At 66.2% G+C, this 22,872-nt stretch carries 35 protein-coding genes; 3 read left to right on the forward strand and 32 right to left on the reverse strand.

Going from position 1 to position 22,872, the window contains the following annotated elements; all coding sequences use genetic code 11:
• Window positions 1–27 precede the first annotated feature (27 nt).
• The 27 genes from ACFV15_RS23030 to ACFV15_RS23160 form a co-directional block, all read right to left on the reverse strand.
• Window positions 28–627, reverse strand: a complete 600-nt coding sequence (locus ACFV15_RS23030; RefSeq protein WP_378352631.1) for a hypothetical protein — start codon at window positions 625–627, stop codon at window positions 28–30.
• 172 nt (window positions 628–799) lie between these two features.
• On the reverse strand, window positions 800–1,246 hold the full coding sequence (rplO, locus tag ACFV15_RS23035; protein WP_378352632.1) for a 50S ribosomal protein L15: 447 nt from the start codon (window positions 1,244–1,246) through the stop codon (window positions 800–802).
• Window positions 1,243–1,428: a 50S ribosomal protein L30 gene (gene rpmD / locus ACFV15_RS23040; RefSeq protein WP_378352633.1), complete on the reverse strand. Its 186-nt coding sequence runs from the start codon at window positions 1,426–1,428 to the stop codon at window positions 1,243–1,245. The genes rplO and rpmD overlap by 4 nt, the downstream gene beginning before the upstream one ends.
• A gap of 1 nt (window position 1,429) precedes the next feature.
• Window positions 1,430–2,077, reverse strand: a complete 648-nt coding sequence (gene rpsE / locus ACFV15_RS23045) for a 30S ribosomal protein S5 (RefSeq protein ID WP_091293637.1) — start codon at window positions 2,075–2,077, stop codon at window positions 1,430–1,432.
• Between the two features lie 31 nt (window positions 2,078–2,108).
• Complete coding sequence (rplR, locus tag ACFV15_RS23050) at window positions 2,109–2,516, reverse strand: 50S ribosomal protein L18 (protein ID WP_091293635.1); 408 nt, start codon at window positions 2,514–2,516, stop codon at window positions 2,109–2,111.
• The gene (rplF, locus tag ACFV15_RS23055) at window positions 2,513–3,052 is read right to left on the reverse strand and encodes a 50S ribosomal protein L6 (RefSeq protein ID WP_378352634.1); all 540 of its coding nucleotides are present in this window, start codon (window positions 3,050–3,052) and stop codon (window positions 2,513–2,515) included. Before rplF ends, rplR begins: the two co-directional genes overlap by 4 nt.
• 16 nt (window positions 3,053–3,068) lie before the next feature.
• A complete protein-coding gene (gene rpsH, locus ACFV15_RS23060) occupies window positions 3,069–3,467 on the reverse strand; it encodes a 30S ribosomal protein S8 (RefSeq protein ID WP_091293631.1) in 399 nt (132 codons plus the stop codon).
• Window positions 3,468–3,553: 86 nt separating this feature from the next.
• Entirely contained in the window at window positions 3,554–3,739 is a 186-nt protein-coding gene (locus ACFV15_RS23065; RefSeq protein ID WP_091293630.1) for a type Z 30S ribosomal protein S14, read from the reverse strand.
• A 4-nt stretch (window positions 3,740–3,743) separates the two neighbouring features.
• Window positions 3,744–4,307 carry a 50S ribosomal protein L5 gene (gene rplE / locus ACFV15_RS23070; protein ID WP_378352635.1) on the reverse strand — a complete coding sequence of 188 codons (564 nt, stop codon included), beginning with the start codon at window positions 4,305–4,307 and terminating at the stop codon, window positions 3,744–3,746.
• Entirely contained in the window at window positions 4,307–4,621 is a 315-nt protein-coding gene (gene rplX / locus ACFV15_RS23075) for a 50S ribosomal protein L24 (RefSeq protein WP_378352636.1), read from the reverse strand. The genes rplE and rplX overlap by 1 nt, the downstream gene beginning before the upstream one ends.
• Before the next feature lie 3 nt (window positions 4,622–4,624).
• Window positions 4,625–4,993 (reverse strand): 50S ribosomal protein L14, encoded by a 369-nt coding sequence (gene rplN, locus ACFV15_RS23080; RefSeq protein WP_020668416.1) that lies wholly within the window; start codon window positions 4,991–4,993, stop codon window positions 4,625–4,627.
• 82 nt (window positions 4,994–5,075) lie between these two features.
• A complete protein-coding gene (gene rpsQ, locus ACFV15_RS23085; RefSeq protein ID WP_091293624.1) occupies window positions 5,076–5,357 on the reverse strand; it encodes a 30S ribosomal protein S17 in 282 nt (93 codons plus the stop codon).
• The gene (rpmC, locus tag ACFV15_RS23090) at window positions 5,354–5,605 is read right to left on the reverse strand and encodes a 50S ribosomal protein L29 (protein WP_091293623.1); all 252 of its coding nucleotides are present in this window, start codon (window positions 5,603–5,605) and stop codon (window positions 5,354–5,356) included. Before rpmC ends, rpsQ begins: the two co-directional genes overlap by 4 nt.
• Window positions 5,605–6,024: a 50S ribosomal protein L16 gene (gene rplP / locus ACFV15_RS23095; RefSeq protein WP_378352637.1), complete on the reverse strand. Its 420-nt coding sequence runs from the start codon at window positions 6,022–6,024 to the stop codon at window positions 5,605–5,607. Before rplP ends, rpmC begins: the two co-directional genes overlap by 1 nt.
• Before the next feature lies 1 nt (window position 6,025).
• Complete coding sequence (gene rpsC / locus ACFV15_RS23100; protein ID WP_378352638.1) at window positions 6,026–6,865, reverse strand: 30S ribosomal protein S3; 840 nt, start codon at window positions 6,863–6,865, stop codon at window positions 6,026–6,028.
• Window positions 6,865–7,281, reverse strand: a complete 417-nt coding sequence (gene rplV / locus ACFV15_RS23105; RefSeq protein ID WP_091293618.1) for a 50S ribosomal protein L22 — start codon at window positions 7,279–7,281, stop codon at window positions 6,865–6,867. Before rplV ends, rpsC begins: the two co-directional genes overlap by 1 nt.
• Before the next feature lie 28 nt (window positions 7,282–7,309).
• Window positions 7,310–7,591, reverse strand: coding sequence for a 30S ribosomal protein S19 (gene rpsS / locus ACFV15_RS23110; RefSeq protein ID WP_026468892.1), 282 nt, complete (start codon window positions 7,589–7,591; stop codon window positions 7,310–7,312).
• Between the two features lie 18 nt (window positions 7,592–7,609).
• Window positions 7,610–8,446 carry a 50S ribosomal protein L2 gene (rplB, locus tag ACFV15_RS23115; RefSeq protein WP_378352639.1) on the reverse strand — a complete coding sequence of 279 codons (837 nt, stop codon included), beginning with the start codon at window positions 8,444–8,446 and terminating at the stop codon, window positions 7,610–7,612.
• A gap of 14 nt (window positions 8,447–8,460) precedes the next feature.
• A complete protein-coding gene (gene rplW, locus ACFV15_RS23120) occupies window positions 8,461–8,772 on the reverse strand; it encodes a 50S ribosomal protein L23 (protein WP_091293613.1) in 312 nt (103 codons plus the stop codon).
• Complete coding sequence (rplD, locus tag ACFV15_RS23125) at window positions 8,769–9,458, reverse strand: 50S ribosomal protein L4 (RefSeq protein ID WP_378352640.1); 690 nt, start codon at window positions 9,456–9,458, stop codon at window positions 8,769–8,771. The genes rplW and rplD overlap by 4 nt, the downstream gene beginning before the upstream one ends.
• On the reverse strand, window positions 9,455–10,111 hold the full coding sequence (rplC, locus tag ACFV15_RS23130) for a 50S ribosomal protein L3 (RefSeq protein ID WP_378352641.1): 657 nt from the start codon (window positions 10,109–10,111) through the stop codon (window positions 9,455–9,457). The genes rplD and rplC overlap by 4 nt, the downstream gene beginning before the upstream one ends.
• A gap of 34 nt (window positions 10,112–10,145) precedes the next feature.
• Window positions 10,146–10,451, reverse strand: a complete 306-nt coding sequence (gene rpsJ, locus ACFV15_RS23135) for a 30S ribosomal protein S10 (protein WP_003102098.1) — start codon at window positions 10,449–10,451, stop codon at window positions 10,146–10,148.
• Window positions 10,452–10,891: 440 nt separating this feature from the next.
• A complete protein-coding gene (gene tuf / locus ACFV15_RS23140; protein WP_378352642.1) occupies window positions 10,892–12,085 on the reverse strand; it encodes an elongation factor Tu in 1,194 nt (397 codons plus the stop codon).
• 126 nt (window positions 12,086–12,211) lie between these two features.
• Window positions 12,212–14,308: an elongation factor G gene (gene fusA, locus ACFV15_RS23145; protein WP_378352643.1), complete on the reverse strand. Its 2,097-nt coding sequence runs from the start codon at window positions 14,306–14,308 to the stop codon at window positions 12,212–12,214.
• 53 nt (window positions 14,309–14,361) lie between these two features.
• A complete protein-coding gene (gene rpsG, locus ACFV15_RS23150; RefSeq protein WP_007031033.1) occupies window positions 14,362–14,832 on the reverse strand; it encodes a 30S ribosomal protein S7 in 471 nt (156 codons plus the stop codon).
• A complete protein-coding gene (gene rpsL / locus ACFV15_RS23155) occupies window positions 14,832–15,206 on the reverse strand; it encodes a 30S ribosomal protein S12 (RefSeq protein WP_003102113.1) in 375 nt (124 codons plus the stop codon). Before rpsL ends, rpsG begins: the two co-directional genes overlap by 1 nt.
• Window positions 15,207–15,572: 366 nt before the next feature.
• Window positions 15,573–15,728 carry a hypothetical protein gene (locus ACFV15_RS23160; RefSeq protein ID WP_091293602.1) on the reverse strand — a complete coding sequence of 52 codons (156 nt, stop codon included), beginning with the start codon at window positions 15,726–15,728 and terminating at the stop codon, window positions 15,573–15,575.
• Window positions 15,729–15,943: 215 nt separating this feature from the next.
• Between ACFV15_RS23160 and ACFV15_RS23165 the strand changes: the two genes are divergently transcribed.
• Window positions 15,944–16,426, forward strand: coding sequence for a GNAT family N-acetyltransferase (locus ACFV15_RS23165; RefSeq protein ID WP_378352644.1), 483 nt, complete (start codon window positions 15,944–15,946; stop codon window positions 16,424–16,426).
• A gap of 358 nt (window positions 16,427–16,784) precedes the next feature.
• Here ACFV15_RS23165 and ACFV15_RS23170 read toward each other — a convergent pair whose 3' ends face one another.
• Both ACFV15_RS23170 and ACFV15_RS23175 read right to left on the reverse strand, forming a co-directional pair.
• Window positions 16,785–17,039, reverse strand: coding sequence for a hypothetical protein (locus ACFV15_RS23170; RefSeq protein ID WP_378352645.1), 255 nt, complete (start codon window positions 17,037–17,039; stop codon window positions 16,785–16,787).
• Window positions 17,040–17,060: 21 nt separating this feature from the next.
• Window positions 17,061–17,252 carry a hypothetical protein gene (locus tag ACFV15_RS23175; protein WP_378352646.1) on the reverse strand — a complete coding sequence of 64 codons (192 nt, stop codon included), beginning with the start codon at window positions 17,250–17,252 and terminating at the stop codon, window positions 17,061–17,063.
• Window positions 17,253–17,384: 132 nt separating this feature from the next.
• Here ACFV15_RS23175 and ACFV15_RS23180 point away from each other — a divergent pair, with 132 nt between their 5' ends.
• Window positions 17,385–17,603 carry a hypothetical protein gene (locus tag ACFV15_RS23180; RefSeq protein ID WP_378352647.1) on the forward strand — a complete coding sequence of 73 codons (219 nt, stop codon included), beginning with the start codon at window positions 17,385–17,387 and terminating at the stop codon, window positions 17,601–17,603.
• 56 nt (window positions 17,604–17,659) lie between these two features.
• Here the strand turns inward: ACFV15_RS23180 and ACFV15_RS23185 are convergent, their stop codons facing one another.
• The 3 genes from ACFV15_RS23185 to ACFV15_RS23195 all read right to left on the reverse strand — a co-directional run bounded on the left by ACFV15_RS23185 (window position 17,660) and on the right by ACFV15_RS23195 (window position 21,499).
• A complete protein-coding gene (locus tag ACFV15_RS23185; RefSeq protein WP_378352648.1) occupies window positions 17,660–17,881 on the reverse strand; it encodes a hypothetical protein in 222 nt (73 codons plus the stop codon).
• Between the two features lie 22 nt (window positions 17,882–17,903).
• Window positions 17,904–19,634, reverse strand: coding sequence for a hypothetical protein (locus tag ACFV15_RS23190; protein WP_378352649.1), 1,731 nt, complete (start codon window positions 19,632–19,634; stop codon window positions 17,904–17,906).
• A 68-nt stretch (window positions 19,635–19,702) separates the two neighbouring features.
• A complete protein-coding gene (locus ACFV15_RS23195; protein ID WP_378352658.1) occupies window positions 19,703–21,499 on the reverse strand; it encodes a hypothetical protein in 1,797 nt (598 codons plus the stop codon).
• Between the two features lie 500 nt (window positions 21,500–21,999).
• On the opposite strand from ACFV15_RS23195, the gene ACFV15_RS23200 reads away from it, so the two are divergent.
• Window positions 22,000–22,758 carry a M15 family metallopeptidase gene (locus ACFV15_RS23200; protein WP_378352650.1) on the forward strand — a complete coding sequence of 253 codons (759 nt, stop codon included), beginning with the start codon at window positions 22,000–22,002 and terminating at the stop codon, window positions 22,756–22,758.
• Window positions 22,759–22,872 lie beyond the last annotated feature (114 nt).

A 22,872-nucleotide genomic window follows, 5' to 3' on the forward strand; every position in this document is an offset into this window, starting at 1 on the left:
GGCCAGATCCTGCCATCCGGCCGTGGGCTATTCGGGCAGAGCGTGATGGATGACGACCTCGGGCTCCGACGGAGGTCGCGGCCGTCCGGACCGAGGTGCCAGCACCAGCGCGGCGGCGACCACCGCGCCGACGAACCCGATGACCATGAACCAGAACCCGAGCCCGGGGCTCGCCCCGTTGCCTGCCCCGCCGATCGAAGCCGACGCGGCCAGCGTGACGCCCTGCATGCTGACGGTCAGTACGGTCCCGGCCAGGAACGCGGCGGCGGCCAGCGCCAGCCCGCCGGCGAACCGGCCGGCCGCCGTGACGCGCGCCGACCAGAACGTGACGAGGCCGGCGGCCATCAGCAGAAACCCGGCGAGCGCGAGCGGGTACCCGTTCGGCGTCCCGGCCTTCGGCAGGCCTGACTCGATGTGTGCGCTGGTGACTTCCGTCGACCAGCCGGACATCGTCACCACGAAGGTGGCATCGCCGCCCATTCCGACCTGGGCGGTGAACAACGGCAGGAACGTGCCGACCGCGGTCAGCAGCGCGGCGGCCACGAGGAGGGCACCGGCGAAGACACTCCGCCGGTCCGCGAGCACCGGGCTGGTCTCCCCTACCGGCAAGGGCTCATTGCTTGTCATGGCGCCGATCCTGCCAGCCGGTTCCCCTGCGTGGTCACCGATTTCAACGTTGTGAACGGGGCGTTCGCAACGTGCAGCCGAGTCGCCTCCGCTCAGCGGCAGCGGAGCCGGAGACAGCGAAAGGCCCCGCACTCCGGAGAGTGCGGGGCCTTTCGAGTCGAGCTGAAGCTGCTTACAGCGCGGTGGCCGAGCCACCGGCGGCTTCGAGCTTCGCCTTGGCGGAGCCGGAGAAACCGTCGGCGGTGACGTCCAGCTTGACGCCGTTGACCTCACCGTTGCCGAGCACCTTGACGAGCTTGCCCTTGCGGACGAGACCGTTCGCCACGAGCTCCTCGGTGCCGATGGTGCCACCCTCGGGGAAGACCCTGGCGATGTCACCGACGTTCACCGGCTGGTACTCGGTGCGGAAGCGGTTCTTGAAGCCGCGAAGCTTCGGGAGCCGCATGTGGATGGGCATCTGCCCACCCTCGAAGCCGGCGGGCACGTTCTTCCGGGCCTTGGTGCCCTTGGTACCGCGACCAGCCGTCTTGCCCTTCGAGCCCTCACCACGGCCGACACGAGTCTTCTCGGTCTTGGCGCCCGGAGCCGGACGCAGGTGGTGGATCTTGATGGCCGTCATGACTTGACCTCCTCGACCTCCACCAGGTGGCGGACCGTGTGGATAAGGCCGCGAACCTGGGGGCTGTCTTCACGCACGACGCTCTGGCGGATCTTGCGCAGCCCGAGGGTGCGCAGCGACTCGCGGTGAGCGTGCTTCGTGCCGATCTTGCTCTTGACCTGGGTGACCTTGAGCTGTGCCATGTCAGACCCCCTGGCCTGCGCGCTGACGCAGCATCCGGGCCGGCGCGACGTCCTCGAGCGGGAGACCGCGGCGGGCCGCGACCTCTTCGGGACGCTGCAGGCCCTTGAGGGCTGCCACGGTGGCGTGCACGATGTTGATCGCGTTGTCGGAGCCGAGCGACTTCGACAGCACGTCGTGGACACCGGCGCACTCCAGGACCGCGCGGACCGGGCCACCGGCGATGACGCCGGTACCGGCGCTGGCCGGACGCAGGAGCACCACACCGGCGGCTTCCTCACCCTGGATGGGGTGCGGAATGGTGCCGGCGACGCGAGGAACGCGGAAGAAGTTCTTCTTCGCCTCCTCGACGCCCTTGGCGATGGCCGCGGGAACTTCCTTGGCCTTGCCGTAGCCGACGCCGACCTGGCCGTCGCCGTCACCGACGACAACGAGGGCGGTGAAGCTGAACCGGCGGCCACCCTTGACGACCTTGGCGACACGGTTGATCGCCACGACCTTCTCGAGGTGCGGGGTCTTCTCCTGGCCGGCCCCGCCACGGCCGCTGTCGCGACGATCCCGGCCGCCACCGCGGCGTTCATTGCGGTCGTTGCCGCCCTGCCCGCCGGGTCCGCCCTGTCCGCCGCCGAATTGCCGTGTACGTCCCGGCATCAGGCTTTCCTTCCGTTAACAAGCTGCTGCATCAGAATTCCAACCCCGCTTCGCGGGCGGCGTCGGCCAGCGCGGCGATCCGGCCGTGGTAGGCGTTGCCACCACGGTCGAACACCACGGAGGAGACGCCAGCGCTCTTGGCGCGAGCCGCGATCAGCTCGCCGACCTTGGCGGACTTGGCCTTCTTGTCGCCGTCCAGCGCGCGGACATCCGCCTCGAGGGTGGACGCCGACGCCAGGGTGTGACCGGTCAGGTCGTCGATCAGCTGAACCGCGATGTGCCGCGAGGACCGCTTGACCGACAGCCGCGGACGCTGGTCCGTGCCGCTGATCTTCTTGCGAAGACGGAAGTGCCGACGGGCCTTCGCCACGCGACGCCGGGTCGAGATGTCCTTGCCGACCGGCTTGCGCTTGGTAGTAGTCGTGTCGCTCATGATCACTTACCCGTCTTTCCGACCTTGCGGCGGATCTTTTCACCCTCGTAGCGCAGGCCCTTGCCCTTGTACGGGTCCGGGCGACGCAGCTTGCGGATGACCGCGGCGATCTGGCCGACCTTCTGCTTGTCGATGCCCGAGACCGAGAACCGGGTGGGGGTGTCCACCTTGAAGGTGATGCCCTCCGGAGCCTCGATCTTCACCGGGTGGCTGTAGCCCAGGGCGAACTCGAGGTCCGAGCCCTTGGCAGCGACACGGTAACCGACGCCGTGGATCTCAAGCTTCTTCTCGTAACCCTTGGTGACACCGACAACGAGGTTGTCGACCAGGGTGCGCGTAAGGCCGTGAAGGGCCTTACTGGTGCGCTCGTCGTTCGGACGCTTCACCAGCAGTGCGCCATCTTCGCCACGTTCGACGGTGATGGGCTCCGCTACGGTGTGCTCCAGGGTGCCCTTGGGCCCCTTGACCTGAATGTGCTGACCATCGATGGTCACCTCGACCCCGGAGGGGACGGCGACCGGCAGCTTTCCGATGCGTGACATGTCTGTGCCCCCTTCCTTACCAGACGTAGGCGAGGACTTCGCCGCCCACGCTGTTGCGCTTGGCCTGACGGTCGGTCTGAAGGCCGTTCGACGTCGAGATGATCGCGACGCCGAGGCCACCCAGAACGGACGGCAGTTCGGTCGATTTTGCGTAGACCCGCAGGCCGGGCTTGGACACGCGCCGGAGACCGGCGATGCTGCGCTCACGGTTGGGGCCGTACTTGAGCTCGACGATCAGGTTCTTGTGCTTCTCGCCCGGCTCGTCGCGGTAGCCCGCGATGTAACCCTCACGCTTGAGGATCTCCGCGATGTTCGCCTTGAGCTTGGAGTGGGGAAGCACGACCTCGTCGTGGTACGCCGAGTTCGCGTTACGCAGACGAGTCAAGAAGTCTGCGATGGGGTCGGTCATCGTCATGGTGACCTGTCAACCTTTCTCGCCTGGTTCCCCGCCCGCCGAAACGAGCGGGGCCTGTGGCGAATTGGGAGTTTAGAAAAAGCCTCTTACCAGCTGGACTTGCGAACGCCGGGGAGTTCGCCCGCGTGTGCCATCTCGCGAAGGCAGATACGGCAGAGCCCGAACTTGCGGAACACCGAGTGCGGCCTGCCGCAACGCTGGCAGCGGGTGTACGCACGGACGGCGAACTTCGGCTTCTTGGAGGCCTTGTGGACCAGTGCTTTCTTGGCCATCGGCTCAGTTCTCCTTGAACGGGAAGCCGAGCTTGCGAAGCAGCGCGCGGCCCTCGTCGTCGGTGTTGGCGGAGGTGACAACGGTGACGTCCATACCGCGCTGGCGGTCGATGGCGTCCGGGTTGATCTCGTGGAACATCGTCTGCTCGTTGAGACCGAAGGTGTAGTTGCCGTTGCCGTCGAACTGCTTGCCCGAGAGACCACGGAAGTCACGGATACGCGGCAGCGAGATGGTCAGCAGCCGGTCCAGGAACTCCCACATGCGGTCGCCGCGCAGCGTGACGCGGCAGCCGATCGGCTGGCCCTCACGCAGCTTGAACTGCGCGATGGACTTGCGGGCCTTGCGGACCTCGGGCTTCTGGCCCGTGATCGCGGTCAGGTCCTTGATCGCGCCGTCGATCAGCTTGCTGTCACGGGCGGCGTCACCGACACCCATGTTGACGACGACCTTGACCACGCCAGGGATCTGGTGGACGTTCTCGAACGAGAACTCCTCCTGAAGCTGGCCCTTGATCTCCTCGCGGTACCGCACCTTCAGGCGCGGCAGCGTCTTCTCTGCGGTGGTCATCAGATGTCCTTACCGTTCCTGCGCGAGATACGGACCTTCTTGCCGTCCTCGCCGATGCGGTAGCCCACCCGGGTCGGCTTGCCGTCAGAGTCGACGACCTGCACGTTCGACACGTGGATGGGGGCTTCCTGGGTGACGATGCCACCGGACTGCGCACCACGCTGGGTCTGGGTGATCCGGGTGTGCTTCTTGATCCGGTTCACGCCTTCGACGAGCACCCGGTCGCGCTCGGGGTAGGCCTGAATGACCTTGCCCTTGGCGCCCTTGTCCTTGCCGGCGATGACGACGACCGTGTCGCCCTTCTTCACCTTCATGCTCTACAACACCTCCGGCGCGAGCGAAATGATCTTCATGAACTTTCGGTCGCGCAGCTCGCGGCCCACCGGGCCGAAGATGCGGGTGCCGCGCGGCTCATTGTCGTTCTTGATGAGCACGGCGGCGTTCTCGTCGAAGCGGATGTAAGAACCGTCCGGACGACGACGCTCCTTGCGCGTGCGGACGATGACCGCCTTGACGACGTCGCCCTTCTTCACCCCGGCAGCCGGGATGGCGTCCTTCACGGTGGCGACGATGATGTCGCCGATACCCGCGTAGCGCCGCCCAGAGCCACCGAGAACGCGGATGCAGAGAATTTCCTTCGCACCCGTGTTATCGGCTACCCGAAGCCGCGACTCCTGCTGGATCACGTCTACTCCTGTATGTCGCGCTGGTTCTCGCCCCCGAGGGGGCGAGCCTTGCGGAACTAAGGGACTCTCGAAAGAGCCCTACTTACTTGGCCTTCTCCACGATCTGCACCAGACGCCAACGCTTGCTGGCCGACAGCGGACGGGTCTCCATCAGGGTGACCCGGTCGCCGACGCCGGCTTCGTTGTTCTCGTCGTGCACCTTGACCTTGCTGGTGCTGCGCAGAACCTTGGAGTAACGGCGGTGCTTCTTGCGGTCCTCGAGCTCGACCACGATCGTCTTGTTCATCTTGTCCGAGACGACGTAGCCCTCGCGGACCTTACGGTCGTTGCGGCCCGCGGCCTCGGTGTTGAGCTCTTCGCTCATGCCACACCTTCACTCTCGGCATCGGGGGAAACAGACAGGCCGAGTTCACGCTCACGCATGACGGTGTAGATCCGCGCGATGTCCGTGCGCACAGTGCGCAGGCGCCGGTTGTTGTCCAGCTGCCCGGTGGCCATCTGGAAGCGGAGGTTGAACAGCTCCTCCTTGTATTCCTTCAGACGCAGCACGAGCTCTTCAGCGGTGAGCTCACGAAGCTCTGACGCCACAGCGGCACCAGCCTTGCTAGCCATCAGAACTCACCACCTTCACGGGTCACGATTCGGCACTTCATGGGCAGTTTGTGGATCGCGCGGCGCAGTGCCTCGCGAGCCGTCTCCTCGTTCGGGAAGCTGATCTCGAACATGACGCGGCCCGGCTTGACGTTCGCGATCCACCACTCGGGGGAACCCTTACCGGAACCCATGCGGGTTTCCGCGGGCTTCTTGGTGAGGGGACGGTCCGGGTAGATCGTGGTCCACACCTTGCCGCCACGCTTGATGTGACGGGTCATGGCGATACGAGCGGACTCGATCTGGCGGTTGGTCACGTAGCTGTGCTCAAGCGCCTGGATGCCGTACTCGCCGAAGCTCACCTTGGTGCCGCCCTTGGCAGCGCCCGCGCGCTTCGGGGAGTGCTGCTTCCGGTGCTTGACCCTGCGTGGGATAAGCACGTCAGCCCTCCGTCTTTTCAGTCGACTCGGGAGCAGGGGCGGCGGCCGCGGGGGCCTGTGCTTCCTGCGCCGCGGCCCGGCCGGCCTCGGTCGAGGTGGGGGTGGTGCCCGACGCGCCGGAACGACGCGGGCGGGCGGGACGGTCACCGCGGTCACGGCGCGGGGCGCGCTCGGCGGCGGCGGCAGCGTCGCGCGCTTCCTTCGCCTTGAGCCCGCCGACGATCTCGCCCTTGTAGATCCACACCTTCACGCCGATGCGACCGAACGTCGTCTTGGCCTCGAAGAAGCCGTAGTCGATGTCGGCGCGCAGCGTGTGCAGCGGGACGCGGCCATCGCGGTAGTGCTCGGAGCGGGACATCTCGGCACCGCCGAGACGACCGCCGCACTGCACGCGGATGCCCTTGACCTGCGGCGAGCGCATGGAGGTCTGGAGCGCCTTACGCATCGCGCGGCGGAAGGCCACACGGTTCGAAAGCTGCTCCGCGACACCCTGTGCCACCAGCTGAGCGTCGGCCTCGGGGTTCTTGACCTCGAGGATGTTCAGCTGAACCTGCTTGGAGGTCAGCTTCTCCAGCGCGCCACGGATCCGGTCGGCCTCGGCGCCGCGGCGGCCGATGACGATGCCCGGACGGGCGGTGTGGATGTCGACGCGAACGCGGTCACGAGTGCGCTCGATCTCGACCTTGGAGATGCCGGCGCGCTCCATGCCCGTGGACAGCAGCTTCCGGATCTTGACGTCCTCGGCCACGTATTCCGCGTACTGCTTGTCGGCGTACCAGCGGGACTTCCAGTCCGTGGTGATACCCAGGCGGAAGCCGTGCGGGTTGATCTTCTGGCCCACTACCGGCCACCTGCCTTCTTCTTGCCCTGCTGTGCCTTCGGCGCTGCCTTGGGACGGGACTCCACCTCGACGGTGATGTGGCTCGTCCGCTTGCGGATCCGGTACGCGCGGCCCTGGGCCCGCGGGCGGATGCGCTTGAGGGTCGGGCCCTCGTCGGCGTACGCGTTCTTGACCCAGAGGGTGTCCGGGTCCAGCTGGAGGTTGTTCTCGGCGTTGGCCACAGCGCTCGCGAGCACCTTCGCGACCGGCTCGCTCGCCGCCTGGGGGGCGAAACGGAGCACGGCCAAGGCGTCGGCGGCGCTACGTCCCTTGATGAGCTCGATGACCCGGCGCACCTTGGTAGGCGAGTCCCGGACAAAGCGAGCCCGCGCGTAAGCCACAGGCAGAGCCTCGGCCACGTCGTTCTGGGCGTTCATCGCTAGTTCCTTGTTCTCTCGTGCCCGCTCAGCGGCGGCGCGACTTCCGGTCGTCCTTGATGTGACCCTTGAAGGTCCGAGTCGGGGCGAACTCGCCCAACTTGTGACCCACCATCGCCTCGGTGACGAACACCGGGACGTGCTTGCGGCCGTCGTGCACCGCGATCGTGTGACCCAGGAAATCCGGGATGATCGTGGAACGACGCGACCAGGTCTTGATGACGGTCTTCTTGCCCGACTCGTTGAGAACGTCCACCTTCTTGAGCAGGTGGTCGTCCACGAAGGGGCCCTTTTTCAGGCTACGTGGCATGTGCTTCTACCTCCCTGCTCAGCGCTTGTTCTTGCCGGTACGGCGACGGCGGACGATGAGAGCGTCCGAAGCCTTGCGGCGACGGGTGCGGCCCTCGGGCTTACCGTTCGGGTTGACCGGGTGGCGTCCACCGGAGGTCTTACCCTCACCACCACCATGCGGGTGGTCGACCGGGTTCATGACGACACCACGGACCGTGGGGCGCTTGCCGCGCCAGCGGTTACGGCCGGCCTTGCCCCAGTTGATGTTGGAGTGGTCGGAGTTGCCGACCTCGCCGATGGTGGCGCGGTTGCGCACGTCCACGTTGCGGATCTCGCCCGAGGGGAGACGCAGCTGGGCGTACGGACCGTCCTTGGCGACGAGCTGCACCTTCACACCGGCGGACCTGGCGATCTTCGCGCCGCCACCGGGGCGGAGCTCGATCGCGTGGATCACGGTACCGACGGGGATGTTGCGCAGCGGCAGGTTGTTGCCCGGCTTGATGTCGGCGCGGGGGCCGTTCTCGACGGTGTCGCCCTGCTTCAGCTTCTCCGGCGCGATGATGTAGCGCTTCTCGCCGTCGGCGTAGTGCAGGAGCGCGATACGAGCGGACCGGTTGGGGTCGTACTCGATGTGCGCGACCTTGGCGGGAACGCCGTCCTTGTCGTGCCTGCGGAAGTCGATCAGCCGGTACGCGCGCTTGTGGCCGCCACCCTTGTGCCGGGTGGTGATCTTGCCGGAGGCGTTACGGCCACCGGTCTTGCTCAGCGGACGCAGCAGCGACTTCTCCGGGGTCGACCGAGTGATCTCGGCGAAGTCGGAGACGCTGGAGCCACGGCGGCCCGGCGTTGTCGGCTTGTACTTACGGATACCCATGTCAGCTCAGTCCTTTACGCCGCGGGTCCGCCGAAGATCTCAATCGGCTTGCTCTCAGCCGAAAGAGTCACGACAGCGCGCTTGGTGTCCTTGCGCTTACCGAAACCGGTGCGGGTCCGCTTGCGCTTTCCGTTGCGGTTCAACGTGTTCACGCTGACGACCTTGACGCCGAACACCTTCTCGACCGCGATCTTGATCTGGGTCTTGTTGGCGTCGGGGCGCACGACGAACGTGTACTTGTGGTCCTCGAGCAGTCCGTAAGACTTCTCGGAGATCACCGGCGCGAGCAAGATGTCGTGGTAGTCAGGAATGGCGATCGCACTCACTGCTCGTCACTCCCTTCGAGCTCGCTCGACCGTGCGACGGCCTTCGCGCTCTTGCCCCGTACGGGACCGGCGACGAAGACGTCGAAAGCGGCCTTGGTGAACACCACGTCGTCATTGACCAGCACGTCGTACGTGTTGAGCTGGTCCGGCGTGATCAGGTGGAGGTCGTCCAGGTTCTGCGCGGAACGCCAGCTCAAGTCGTCGTCGCGGTGCAGGACCACGAGAACGCGCTTGGCCTGGGTCACCGCGGCGACCGCGGACTTCGCCAGCTTGGTGGACGGCTTCTCGCCGGTCACCAGCTCGGTGACGACGTGCAGCTGACCGTTGCGCACCCGGTCGGAGAGGGCGCCACGCAGGGCGGCGGCCTTCATCTTCTTCGGGGTCCGCTGGGTGTAGTCACGCGGCTGCGGGCCGTGGACGACGCCACCGCCGACGAACTGCGGCGCACGGGTCGAACCCTGGCGGGCGCGGCCGGTGCCCTTCTGGCGGTACGGCTTCTTGCCGCCACCGCGGACCTCGCCACGCGTCTTGGTGGAGTGCGTGCCCTGGCGGGCCGCGGCCAGCTGGCCGATGACCACCTGGTGCATGAGGGCCACGTTGGCCTGCACGTCGAAGATCTCGGCGGGCAGTTCCACGGAACCTTCCACGGCGCCGGCCGGGGTCTTCAGCTCAAGCGTGTTGCTCATTCGGAGACACCGCCCTTCACAGCGTTGCGGACGAACACGACGCCGCCCTTGGGGCCGGGGACGGCACCCTTGATGAGGAGCAGGCCGTCTTCGGCGCGCACGGCGTGCACGGTGAGGCCCTGCGTCGTGACCTTGTCCTGGCCCATGCGGCCGGCCATGCGAACGCCCTTGAAGACGCGGCCGGGGGTGGCGCAGCCACCGATGGAACCGGGACGGCGGTGCACGGCCTGCGCACCGTGGGAAGCGCCCTGGCCCTTGAAGCCGTGACGCTTCATGACACCGGCGTAGCCCTTGCCCTTGCTGGTGCCCGTCACGTCGACCTCGGCGCCAGCGGCGAACACCTCAGCGGTGATCTCCTGGCCGATCTCGTAGGTCTCCGCGTCGGTCGTGCGCAGCTCGGCGAGGTATCGCCGCGGCGTCACGCCGGCCTTGGTGAAGTGGCCCGTCTCGGGCTTGTTGACCTTGCGCGGGTCAACGGCGCCGAACGCCAGCTGGACGGCGGTGTAGCCGTCCGTTTCCTTGGTACGTACCTGAGTGACCACGTTGGGTCCGGCCTGTACGACGGTCACCGGGATGATCCGGTTGTTCTCGTCGAAGACCTGGGTCATGCCGAGCTTGGTGCCCAGGATGCCCTTCACTTGCCTGTCAGACATGATAAGTCTCTTATCTCCGCCGCTCGCCCAACGCTTACTGGATGTTGACGTCGACGCTCGCCGGGAGGTCGATGCGCATGAGCGCGTCAACCGTCTTCGGCGTGGGGTCGAGGATGTCGATCAGACGCTTGTGCGTGCGCATCTCGAAGTGCTCGCGCGAGTCCTTGTACTTGTGCGGCGAGCGGATCACGCAGTAAACGTTCTTCTCGGTGGGCAGCGGCACCGGCCCGACAACACGGGCGCCGGTGCGGGTGACCGTCTCAACGATCTTGCGCGCCGAGGTGTCGATCGCCTCGTGGTCGTAGGCCTTGAGCCGGATGCGGATCTTTTGTCCCGCCATGGTGGCTGCTCGTTCCTTGTCGTCTCGTGCCGTTAATCTCATCAAAATCCCCGTCGAAGAGGGGATTTCTGCAGTTCAACGGCCCTGTCCCCGGTCCACGCGGTCGGGCGTGTCGCGCCCGACGCACAGACGGATCCCGTGGGATCGTTGTCTTGCCTGGTCTTCCTCAACGTGAGGGGGCCGTCCATTGGGCTTGCGCCATAAACGTCCCTTGCCCGCAGACTCAAAGAGCCACGCGGACCAAGGCTCCTCGCGAAGGAGCGGCCGGAACCTGAAACAGGCTCGGCCGCTCTCTCGACGAGCAACCCGAATAGTGTCGCACATGTGATTTGACGGCCAAGAGCCGGGGTCGGTACTGGCCTTGCGCGCGGCGTTGTCGGTGGTCTATATGACAGCCGCGCGCCAATAAACGTAGCCCTTCCCCGGCTCCTGGCGTTAAATCACTTGATGATTTCGGTGACCTGACCCGCACCCACGGTGCGGCCACCCTCACGGATGGCGAAGCGCAGGTTCACGTCCATGGCGACCGGCTGGATCAGCACGACGGAGATGTCGGTGTTGTCACCCGGCATGACCATCTCGGTGCCCTCGGGAAGCGTCACAACACCGGTGACGTCCGTCGTGCGGAAGTAGAACTGCGGACGGTAGTTGTTGAAGAACGGCGTGTGACGGCCGCCTTCGTCCTTCGAGAGGATGTAAACGCCGGCCTTGAACTCGGTGTGCGGGGTGGTGGTACCCGGCTTCACCACGACCTGGCCGCGCTCGACGTCCTCGCGCTTGATACCACGGACCAGCAGACCGACGTTGTCGCCAGCCTCACCCTGGTCGAGCAGCTTGCGGAACATCTCGACACCGGTGACAGTCGTCTTCGTCGACTTCTCCTTGATGCCGACGATCTCGACCTCTTCGTTGACGTTGATGCGGCCACGCTCGATGCGGCCGGTCACCACGGTGCCACGACCGGTGATGGTGAACACGTCTTCGATCGGCATCAGGAACGGCTTGTCGAGCTCACGCACCGGGTCCGGCACGTTCTCGTCGACGGCTTCCATCAGCTCGAGGACCGTCTGGCCCCACTTCTCGTCGCCCTCAAGAGCCTTGAGGCCGGAGACCTTGACGACCGGAGCGTCGTCACCAGGGAAGTCCTGGGAGGACAGCAGCTCGCGGACCTCGAGCTCGACGAGCTCCAGGATCTCGTCGTCGTCCACCATGTCGGCCTTGTTCAGGGCGACAACGATGTAGGGCACGCCGACCTGCTTCGCGAGCAGCACGTGCTCGCGGGTCTGCGGCATCGGGCCGTCGGTGGCGGCCACGACCAGGATCGCACCGTCCATCTGGGCGGCACCGGTGATCATGTTCTTGATGTAGTCAGCGTGACCGGGGGCGTCCACGTGGGCGTAGTGACGCTTCTCGGTCTGGTACTCGACGTGCGAGATGTTGATCGTGATGCCGCGCTGCTTCTCTTCCGGCGCGTTGTCGATCTGGTCGAACGCCGAAGCGGTGTTCAGCTCGGGGTACTTGTCGTGCAGAACCTTGGTGATCGCCGCGGTCAGAGTGGTCTTACCGTGGTCGACGTGACCAATGGTCCCGATGTTGACGTGCGGCTTGGTCCGCTCGAATTTCGCCTTCGCCACTGGAATGTCCTCCTGGACTGTTTTGCTTAATTCACCGTCCAACGTGGCTGTCGGACGGAGACTGTTGTCTATCTGGTGCTGCGGACGTTCAGGAGTAGTACCTCAATGCCCGCGCGCGGCCGGGAATTATTCCCCAGTCGCCTTCGCGATGATTTCCTTCGCGACGTTCGCGGGAACCTCGGCGTAGGAGTCGAACACCATGGAGTAGTTCGCACGACCCTGGGTACGGGACCGCAGGTCGCCTACGTAACCGAACATCTCCGACAGCGGGACCAGTGCCTTGACGACACGGGTGCCCGCGCGCTCCTCCATGGCCTGGATCTGGCCACGGCGGGAGTTGAGGTCGCCGATCACGTCGCCCATGTAGTCCTCGGGCGTGGTGACCTCGACCGCCATGAGCGGCTCCAGGATGACGGGGCCCGCCTTCTTGGCGGCTTCCTTCATCGCCATGGAGCCGGCGACCTTGAAGGCCATTTCCGAGGAGTCGACCTCGTGGTAGGCACCGTCGAGCAGGGTGAACTTCAGCCCCACCAGCGGGTAGCCGGCCAGCACGCCGTACTGCATGGCGTCCTGGGCGCCCGCGTCGACCGACGGGATGTACTCACGCGGAACGCGGCCACCGGTGACCTTGTTCTCGAACTCGTACAGCGCGCCATCGGTGGTCTCGAGCGGCTCGAGCTTGACGATGACCTTCGCGAACTGACCCGAACCACCGGTCTGCTTCTTGTGCACGTAGTCGAGCTTCTCGACCGTCTTGCGCACCGTCTCGCGGTAGGCGACCTGCGGCTTACCGATGTTCGCCTCGACCTTGTAGTCGGACTTCATCCGGTTCACCAGCACCTCGAGGTGCAGCTCACCCATGCCGGCGATGATCGTCTGGCCGGTCTCCTCGTCCAGGTTGACCTGGAACGTGGGGTCCTCTTCGGCCAGCTTCTGGATCGCCAGGGAGAGCTTCTCCTGGTCGGCCTTGGTCTTCGGCTCGATCGCGACGCGGATGACCGGCGCCGGGAACGTCATCGACTCGAGGACGATCGGGTTCTGCGGGTCGGCCAAGGTGTCACCGGTCGTGGTGTCCTTGAGGCCCTGCACGGCGTAGATGTGCCCTGCCTGGCCCTCTTCGACCGGGTTCTCCTTGTTGGAGTGCATCTGGAACAGGCCGCCGATGCGCTCCTTGCGCTCCTTGGTCGCGTTGACGACCTGGGAGCCCTTGGCGATCTTGCCCGAGTAGACCCGGATGTAGGTCAGCTTGCCGAAGAACGGGTGCGCGGCGATCTTGAACGCCAGAGCCGCGAACGGCTCTTCGGTGTTCGGCTTGCGCAGCGCGGTGTCACCGTTGGGGAGGATGCCCTCCACCGCGGGGACGTCGAGCGGCGTCGGCAGGTAGTCGATGACCGCGTCGAGCATGGGCTGGACGCCCTTGTTCTTGAACGCGGAACCGGTGAGGACCGGGTAGGCCTCGCGGGCGATGGTGAGCTTGCGGATGCCGGCCTTGATCTCGGCCTCCGTCAGCTCCTCGCCACCGAGGAACTTCTCCATCAGGTCGTCGTCGGTCTCGGCGATGGCCTCGACCAGCTTCTCCCGGTACTCGGCAGCCAGCTCGGCGAGATCCGCGGGGATCTCCTCGACGCTGTAGTCCTCGCCCTTCTGGACCTCGCCACGCCAGGTCAGCGCCTTCATGCGGACCAGGTCGACGACGCCTTCGAAGGCGTTCTCGGAGCCGATGGGCAGCTGGATGACCAGCGGCTTGGCGCCGAGACGCTCGACGATGGTCTTCACGGTGTAGTAGAAGTCCGCACCGAGCTTGTCCATCTTGTTGACGAAGCAGATACGAGGAACCTCGTACTTGTCGGCCTGACGCCAGACCTGCTCCGACTGCGGCTCGACGCCTTCCTTGCCGTCGAAGACGGCGACGGCGCCATCGAGCACCCGCAGGGACCGCTCCACCTCGACGGTGAAGTCGACGTGCCCGGGGGTGTCGATGATGTTGATCTGGTGGTCGTTCCAGAAGGTGGTGGTGGCAGCCGAGGTGATGGTGATACCCCGCTTCTGCTCCTCCTCCATCCAGTCCATCGTCGCGGCGCCGTCGTGGACTTCGCCGATCTTGTAGTTGACCCCGGTGTAGAACAGGATCCGCTCAGTGGTTGTGGTCTTACCGGCGTCGATGTGCGCCATGATGCCGATGTTGCGGACCTTGTTCAGGTCGGTCAGCACGTCACGTGCCACGAGAGTGTTCCCCTGTTCTCAAACTTGGGGCCCGGCGAATTCCCGGGCGGTTGTTACCAGCGGTAGTGCGCGAAGGCCTTGTTGGACTCGGCCATCTTGTGCGTGTCCTCGCGGCGCTTGACGCTGGCCCCGAGGCCGTTGCTCGCATCGAGCAGCTCGTTCTGCAGACGCTCGATCATGGTCTTCTCGCGGCGAGCCTGCGAGAAGGAGACCAGCCAGCGCAGCGCAAGGGTGGTCGAGCGGCCTGGCTTGACCTCGATCGGCACCTGGTAGGTGGCGCCACCGACACGGCGGCTCTTCACCTCGATGGTGGGCTTCACGTTGTCGAGAGCGCGCTTCAGCGTGACGACCGGGTCGGTGCCGGTCTTCTCGCGAGCGCCTTCGAGAGCGCCGTAAACGATGCGCTCTGCCAGGGACCGCTTGCCGTCCTTCAGCACCTTGTTCACCAGCTGGGTGACCAGCGGCGAGGCGTAGACGGGGTCAGAGATCAGCGGCCGCTTCGGGGCCGGACCCTTGCGGGGCATTAGCTCTTCTCCTTCTTCGCGCCGTACCGGCTGCGCGCCTGCTTACGGTTCTTAACACCCTGGGTGTCGAGAGAACCGCGGATGATCTTGTAACGGACACCCGGAAGGTCCTTCACACGACCACCACGCACGAGCACCATCGAGTGCTCCTGCAGGTTGTGTCCCTCACCGGGGATGTAGGCGGTGACCTCGATGCCGCTGGTCAGCTTCACACGAGCGACCTTGCGAAGCGCCGAGTTCGGCTTCTTGGGGGTCGTGGTGTACACGCGAGTGCACACGCCACGCCGCTGCGGGCTCCCCTTGAGGGCCGCGGTCTTCTGCTTGGCAGCCTTGTCCTGGCGGCCCTTACGGACCAGCTGCTGGATCGTGGGCAATGGACCAGCTTTCTGTTCGCGATCTTGCTTTGTTCGTAGTCTCACCGGCCCCCGCGGTCGGGCGTGTCGGCCCGCGTCACGGTCTGGCGACCGGTAACTTCCCGAAGGGATTTTCCGTCGAACCCCGCTTCGCCGAGGGCGTTCGACGGGATGCGTTCAGCAGCCTGCCGATGCCGATAGGCACGCAGAGCGGCCCGACACCTGCCGGGCACGGTCTCCAAAGATACCCGCCATGGTTCGGCACTCCCCATCGGGGGTGGTTTCCACCATCTCGGCAGGCCCAGCCCACCTTGCCCCGAACGACATGAACGCCACTTCCTCAACGCTGAACGTTGCGAAAGTGGCGTTCACGAGCCTGTGACGGACTCAGTCTTCGTCGGGCTTGGCGTGGTCGGCGCGGCCCGGGTGGGGGTCGCGGGACAGGTCGATCAACGGATGCCTGGGGGCCCCGTCCGGCGCGGCGTGTGAGCCGCGCTTCTCCTCGGCCTGGCCTTCGCCCTGCCGTTCTTCGGCGCTACTCATAACGCCCTCCCTCGCCTCTCGCGATTCCCCTTGCGCCGGATCACGCTACCTACTCGGAACCGCGATGGACACCGTCACCCTGTGCGAGAACACTCACGGTATCTCCGCGAACCGGTCGTTCACCCGGGTAAGTGACTGTTGGCCAAGAACCCACGGTCGCATGTGGACCCGGCGATCACCGAAAACGGCTGGACAGTGCGGAGACGATGGCCGGTATGACCACGTGGACGATCGCCCCGGCCCCGATCGACGACATCGACGTGACGCTGGTCATGCGCGACTACATGGTCGAGATAGCCGGCCGCTATTACGGCAGGCCGGTCACGGACGACGAGCTTCAGGCCGCGCTGGCCGTGGCGCCGCTGACCGGACTCGAACCCCCGACCGGCGTGTTCCTGCTGGCCAGGAGCAACGGCAAGATCGCGGGCTGCGTGGGCGTCCGCATCGTCAGGTCAGGACTGGCCGAGCTGACCAAGATGTTCGTCCAGCCCCACTCGCGCCGCGAGGGCGGCGGCTCCCAGCTACTGGCGGCCGCCGAAGACGCCGCCCGTGCGCTCGGCGCGACCTCGATCCGCCTGGACACCCGCTCGGACCTCACCGAAGCCCGCGCGATGTACGCCCGCCACGGCTACATCGAAGGCCCGCCACACAACGCCGACCAGTACGCCCAGCACTGGTTCCGGAAATCCCTCACCTGAGCTACCCCGGTCGTGAGCGTTGCCGACCCTCCGGGCCCGCTCCGGCATTGAGCGCACAAACGCCACTTATGCAACGCTCAGCGACACATAAGCCCCGTTCGTTCCGTCCAACTAGCGCGAAGAGTCACGCAAAAGCGACAAGGCTGGACAAAAGTTCGCGACTTGAGTCCTCTGTGGACGCCCGCTGGCCATGGTTGGGCGAGTTGATCTTCGCGAGGCCGACTTTGCGTGGCCCCTGAAGTTCGGGTTGGTGAAGGGAGCCTTCACCCAGCTATGCGTGGTGAACCAGGCCCTCATCCGGCGGCGCCCGGGCGGTACGCCACTTTTGCCCTTCCGCTCAACAACCCGGTCATACCGCTCACGACGCCAGCTTGCCCGCGCACGAGGCGACCTCGCCCTTGTGCCGCAACACGACCGCGCCGTTGACCGACACGCTGCACTCGACCTCCCCGCTCCCCTGCCCCATCACCTGGACGCTGGGCGCGACCCCGGAGTCGTCCCAGTTCAGTTCCTTGCGCCAGGGCAGCGCGACGCCCAGTTCCTGATGCACCAGGCCGCGGCCGTTCTCGTCGTAGACGACGGTCGCCGTGCCCGTTCCCCCGAGCTCGTACACGACGACGTACTTTCCCTTGCCCTACTTGGGTTTCGGCGCCGACGACTGCACCTGCTCCTCGACCACCTGGGGTGCGGGAGCGGCACTCGGCTCACCGACCACCTGGACGGCGGCGGGCTGCGGCGGCGCCTCGTCCCTTCCGGTCAGCAACAGGAAACCGCCGACGAGCAAACCCAGTACGACCATACCGACACCCAGCCTGACGAACACCATCCTCGAATTATTCGACGAGCACGACATTTCCGAAAGACCATTCCCAGGCATTGGAATCACCCAGTCGGTACTTGTCTTTTCTGTCATGCTCTTTTCGATAGGTTTTTCCGCTTGTGAAGAAAGGGCCGATTCATGAAGAAGACACTCGCCCGTTCGGCAGCCGCATTCGCGCTCGCCGGAGTCGCGGTGCTCGGCGCGGGCGCGCCCGCGTTCGCCGACGGGCCTGCCGTCGTCGACGAGCCGGACACCAGCCAGCTCAACAACATCTGGACGTTCGCGCCGCTCGGCGTCCCGGTGCTCGGCCTGGTCCAGGCGCTGCAGAACGTCCCCGGACGGCTGCTTCCGTCCTAAGGCACACGAAAACCGCTCTCGCACCGGCCCGTGCGAGAGCGGTTTTTTGTTTCCTGCTAAGAGATCGGCGTGATGATCCCGAAGATCGGCTTGAGCAGGTCGGTCGGCAGCCCCGCGGCGGGGCCGAGCAGCGCGCCGACGTCGACACCAGGCAGCAGCCAGATCGACGGCGCGTCCTGCGCGGTCACCTCGGCGGCGCCGGCGACGCCGACGGCGAGGCCGGAAAGTCCGGCCGCGATGGCGAGCGGAAGCAGCACTCGTGCCGCGATTCGCTTCATTTTCTTTCTCCTTATCGTGGGGTTAGCGGAGGACGTTGCTGACCGGCACAATGGTTCCGTTCGGCACCCATTGACCGGCGTAGTCGCGATTCATCACCATTCCGGGAGCATGCGGCTCATTCGGATACATGGGCATCGCGTTGACCTGCGCGGCGGCGAACATCTGCACTTCGCCTTTCGCAGGCTGATTCTGGTCGCCGAGCCAGTTGTGGAATCCGGCGAGTGTCGGGCTTTCCCCGCCGAACGTGTTGTGCACGGCGACGGCGTAGGTCACCGCCAGCTGCTCGCGGGGATCGAAGCGAAGCGGCAGCGACGAGCTCGCCACCGAGTTCACGATCGGCCCGTTGAACAGCCACGGCGCGAGATAGAGGCCGTACTGGTGGGTGGGCTTGAGCCGCTGGGACTCGGCTGCCCGAGTCATCGCGACGTAGCCGTCCGCCCAGCCGGCGGTGACCAGGAGTGCGGTGTTCGGGCCCGCGTCGGCCTGCACCGGGAGGCCGGACTTGGCCGCGGTGTCCCGCACGACCTTGGCCGCGGCGATCCCGCGCGGCGACTTGTCCTCCACCAGCGTGATCCCGGACGGCTTGCGGCCCGCCAGGAAGTTGACCAGTTTGACGAGCGCGTCGCTGTCGTCGGCGGACAGCGCGTCGGCCGGGCAGCTCTCGAGCACATCACCGCGGTTCGCGATGAGCCCGCCGACCGCGGCGCCGGCGCACTCGGGCGCGTCGGCGTCACTGATCACCGGCCCGGCGTCCTGACCGGCGTCGACCTCGACCGTCGTCTCGCGATCGCCCTTGCGGATGACCAGGTCGGAGCGGCCTTGCGGCAGGTCGACGTCGGCCCAGATCCCCTCGGCGCCGGGGCGCGGGAAGGCCTTGCTGATCAGCCCACCCTCGACGCCGACGGACACGTCGTCGCCGGCGCTCGCCGGAAGGTGCACGACGTTCCGGCCCGGCCGTTGCGGGCTGACCAGCACCGGCGAGCCCTCGGCGTGCGCCAGCAGCGGGACGCCGGGGATCGGGAGCGGCGCAGGCCGCGGGACCGCGGCGAGCGCGCTCCACGCGACGAACCCGAGAGCGACACCCGCGACGCCGTAGCGGTAGACCCGGCTTTCGCCTTGCTTGAGCAGGAATCCGGCCAGCGTGGTGACCGCGATCGGCAGCACGACGATCACGATGAGCGCCACGCCGAAGAGCGTTTCGTAGAGCCTGCGGTCGAGCCCGATGCCCGACAGCGCGAGCTGGACGATGCCCGCGAGCACGAGCAGCCCGCCGATGGTCAGCGAAAGCGGACCGCGGCGGAAGCCGGTGGTGCGCCATTCGGCCCCGGAGAGCAGGGTGACGCCGAACCAGATCGCCGCGCCCGCGACGTACACGGTGTCGACGGCGAAGTCGATGCCCGACCCACCGAGCGAGGTCTCGAGCACGACCAGGACGATGAGCGCGACGGAAGCCCAGCGTCCGGCCGACGGCCGGCGCAGCAGCACCGGCACCGCCAGCGCGAGCACGACGTGCACCGCGAGCGCGAACACGTTCACGTCGACCGTGAGCGCGGAGACCACGGCCAGCACGGCGGACAGCCCGCCGAGCGCGCCGACGGTGATCCAGACCTTGCGGCTCAGCTCCCCGACCAGCGGCCGCAGCAGCCCGGTACCCGCGAGGAAAGCGGTCGCCAGCAACAAGGTCAGCCGCAGCACCAGCGCCGTGACGTCCACAGTGGACGAACCGGTCGCCACCACATCATGGTGATCCATGGGGAGCCTTTCCCTTGGGGTCGTGAGTGGTATGGCCGGTTCTAACCGGCCATACCACTCACGAGTCCTTACTTGAGGTCCGCGTCCGCCACGACGAAGAGTTCGCTGTGCGGCTTGGCGTTGCCGAAGTCCCCATGCGGCCAGGACTTGCGGTTGAAGTTGATCCCGACCTGGCCGGTGAACTCGTCACGGAAGTTCTGGTCGACCGAGATCTTCCCGTCCTCGCCCAGGTTCAGCAGGTTGACCTTGTGGTCACCGTCCAAACCGGACCGTGCGACGAAGTAGTTCGACACCGCGAGGTGCTGCGGTTTGTCGGTCTCGTGGTAGAAACCGTCCTCGCCGAGCACGAAGTTGTCGTACGCGCCCCAGTGCGGGCCCGCACCCGGCGTGCCGGGGTTGATCGGCGCCGCGCCGACGACGAACGGGAGGTCGTCCCCGCCGCCCTGCTGCGCCTTCTCCTTGGTGTCGATCCGGCCCTTGAAGTTCGTGCCCGCCGCCACGAGCTTCTGGATGTCCAGCACGTAGACGCCACCGGTGGTGCCGGGGTCGTCAGGGCCGAGCGCGCCCTTCTGGCGGCCCTGGATGGCCCGGTAGAGGTACTTGTCGTCGGGGCTGGTCTGGATCCAGCCACCGTTGGAGCTGCCGCCGTTGGAGTCGTTGTTCGGGTAGATCGCCTTGTTCGCGGCGCCGTCGTCGAACACCTCGGTCCAGTGCGGCTCGGCCGCGGTGATGTCCGGCGTGTAGAACACCGCGCCACCCTGCATGGTCTGGGCGAACGCGCCCTTGTGACCAGGCAGGTTGGTCACCGTGGTCTCCATGACCGCACGGCTCTCGGCGTGCAGCGGGTCGGCCGGGTCGGCACGCGGGCCGTCCGGCAGGTACGAGACCGCCTTGAGCTTCGGGTGGTTGCGGTCGGAGATGTCCCAGGTCCGCACGGTCGGGCGGCGCAGGTACGGCGACGGCTGCTTGACCGGGTCGAGGATGATGTTCCTCGGCTCGGCGTAGTCGCTGGTCACCAGCGTGTTCAGGTCCTCACGGGCCTGGATGCCGTGCGGGTTGGCGCAGGTCGCGTTGCCCAGCTGCGGGAGGTTGTCGCACAGCTTCTTGTTGTCGCCCTGCGGGGTCGCCGCCGGTGACTGCGAGAGCACGTTCGCGTTCTGGTCGAAGTGCACGACCTCGCCGGGGCTGCCCGCGAACCCGTTGCCGAGCACGAGCTGCCCGTTCTCGTAGATGTACGGGCCGGGCACGACCGGACCGCCCATGTACGTGCCGTACGCGGTGCCGTCCTTGAGCACCCAGTAGGCGTCGGGGACCGAACCGCCGAGCGTCGCGGTCGGCAGGCTGACGCCCTTGAGCCGCAGCTGCGGCAGCGCGGAGACGTCGAAGGCGTAGGTCGCCGCGGCGAACAGCGCGCCGGCGTAGATCGTGTCGCCCTTGTGCCACACGTACTGCATGTGGTGCGGCTCGTTCTCGACGAGCGGGCCGACCGTGGCGGTGTTGACGACCTTGCCGTATGTCGGCGAGCCCTGCGTCGCGTCGATGACTGCCAGGAAATCGGGGCCTGGCAAGGCATTCTTGAGCTTGTTGAGTCCGCCGCCGAGCGAACCGGGCAGGCTCTTGATGTCCTTGACGAGTGTGTCGGCGATGTTCTCGTCGCCAGCCCAGACCAGCAGCCACTTCTTCTTGGTGCCACCCGCCGCCGAAGTCGTCGCCGCGGCGACATCCTTCTTGACCAGGTGGTTCTGCACCCAGTACTGCTTGCCGTCTGACGCCGTCTTTGCGTCGGTCAGCACCTGGACATCGGCGTAGGCACTCGTATTCGAGCCCGTGTAAGTGACAGCGCTGACGGCGAGTGCCGCCGCCATGGCGCCTATCGCCACTTTTCGCCACTTGGGCGAGCTGGATAGCATTAGTACTCCCTGTTTTTTCTTTCGAAAGGCGCCAGGAATAGGCACACCTCTCCCCCGTTTCGGGCGCGGAGGAAAGCGCGAGGTGCCACGGGAAACCGGTGGCACGTAAAGGAAAACCGTCGACCAATGCGGCGAGGGCTATAAGTAGAGAGGAATCAGAAAGTCATACAGAGCGCGCTGGCCTGGTGGCACAGATCGACGTGGCGACGCCAGACCAGGGAGGCGAAAGCGGACATGTGCGAAATACTCGTGTGGTCGGATGAAAGTGTCAATCTTGTGATCAAAGAATGAGACGCCACCCAGTGCGGTGACTTTCCCACCCATCGGACGCGTTTGCGCCGATTCGCTACGCCGAACGGGTTAATACTTCCCAGTATGTGCGATCCGCTTGGGCCAGGACGTTACGTCGAGTCAACCAGGAGACGTTAGGCCACCCTAGGCGTTATGCTTTCGTAATGAGAATTGGGGAACTGGGCCGCCGGATCGGCGCTTTGGCACTGGCCTTGGGATTCGGCTTGACAGCCGCGCCGGCATCCGCTTCACCGCTGCCCGCCGGATTCGTCCACCTGCGCGACATAGATCCGACGATCATCCAGGAGATGCGCTACGCGGGTCAGCACAACTTCGTCGGCCGCCGTGTCGACGGCTACCTCCGCCCGACCTGCATCCTGACCCGCCCCGCGGCGCTCGCGCTGCACGAGGCGCAGCAGCGCGTGCTGCGCCAGGGTTACACCTTGAAGGTCTACGACTGCTACCGGCCGCAGCGCGCGGTCGACCACTTCGTCCGCTGGGCCAAGGACCTGGCCGACGAGAAGATGAAGCCCGAGTTCTACCCCCGCGTCGAGAAGTCCCGTCTCTTCGAAGACGGCTACATCGCCGAGAAGTCGGGCCATTCACGCGGCAGCACCCTCGATCTCACCCTGGTCAAGCTGCCGCCGCGCTGGCAACGACCGTTCATCCCCGGCGAGCCGCTGCGGTCCTGCTTCGCCGACAACCGCTTCCCCGACAACATGGTCGACATGGGCACGGGCTACGACTGCTTCGACACGCTCGCGCACACGGACGACCCGCGTATCACCGGCCCGGCCAGGGTCAACCGCGACACCTTGCGCTCGGCCATGGTCGGCTTCAAGAACCTGCCAGAGGAGTGGTGGCACTTCACCCTCGTCGGCGAGCCTTACCCGAGCACCTTCTTCGACTTCCCCGTCCGCTGAGGGTCGTCGTGAGCGTTGCGTGAACCGCCCCGGGTTTGATGGAGGCTCCATCGTGTGAGTGAGGATGGAGTTATGGCCCGGTCTTCGAGGCACCCGCGTGAGGTGCGTGAGCGC

The organism is Amycolatopsis sp. NPDC059657 (genome assembly GCF_042734395.1).
Lineage (GTDB): Bacteria > Actinomycetota > Actinomycetes > Mycobacteriales > Pseudonocardiaceae > Amycolatopsis.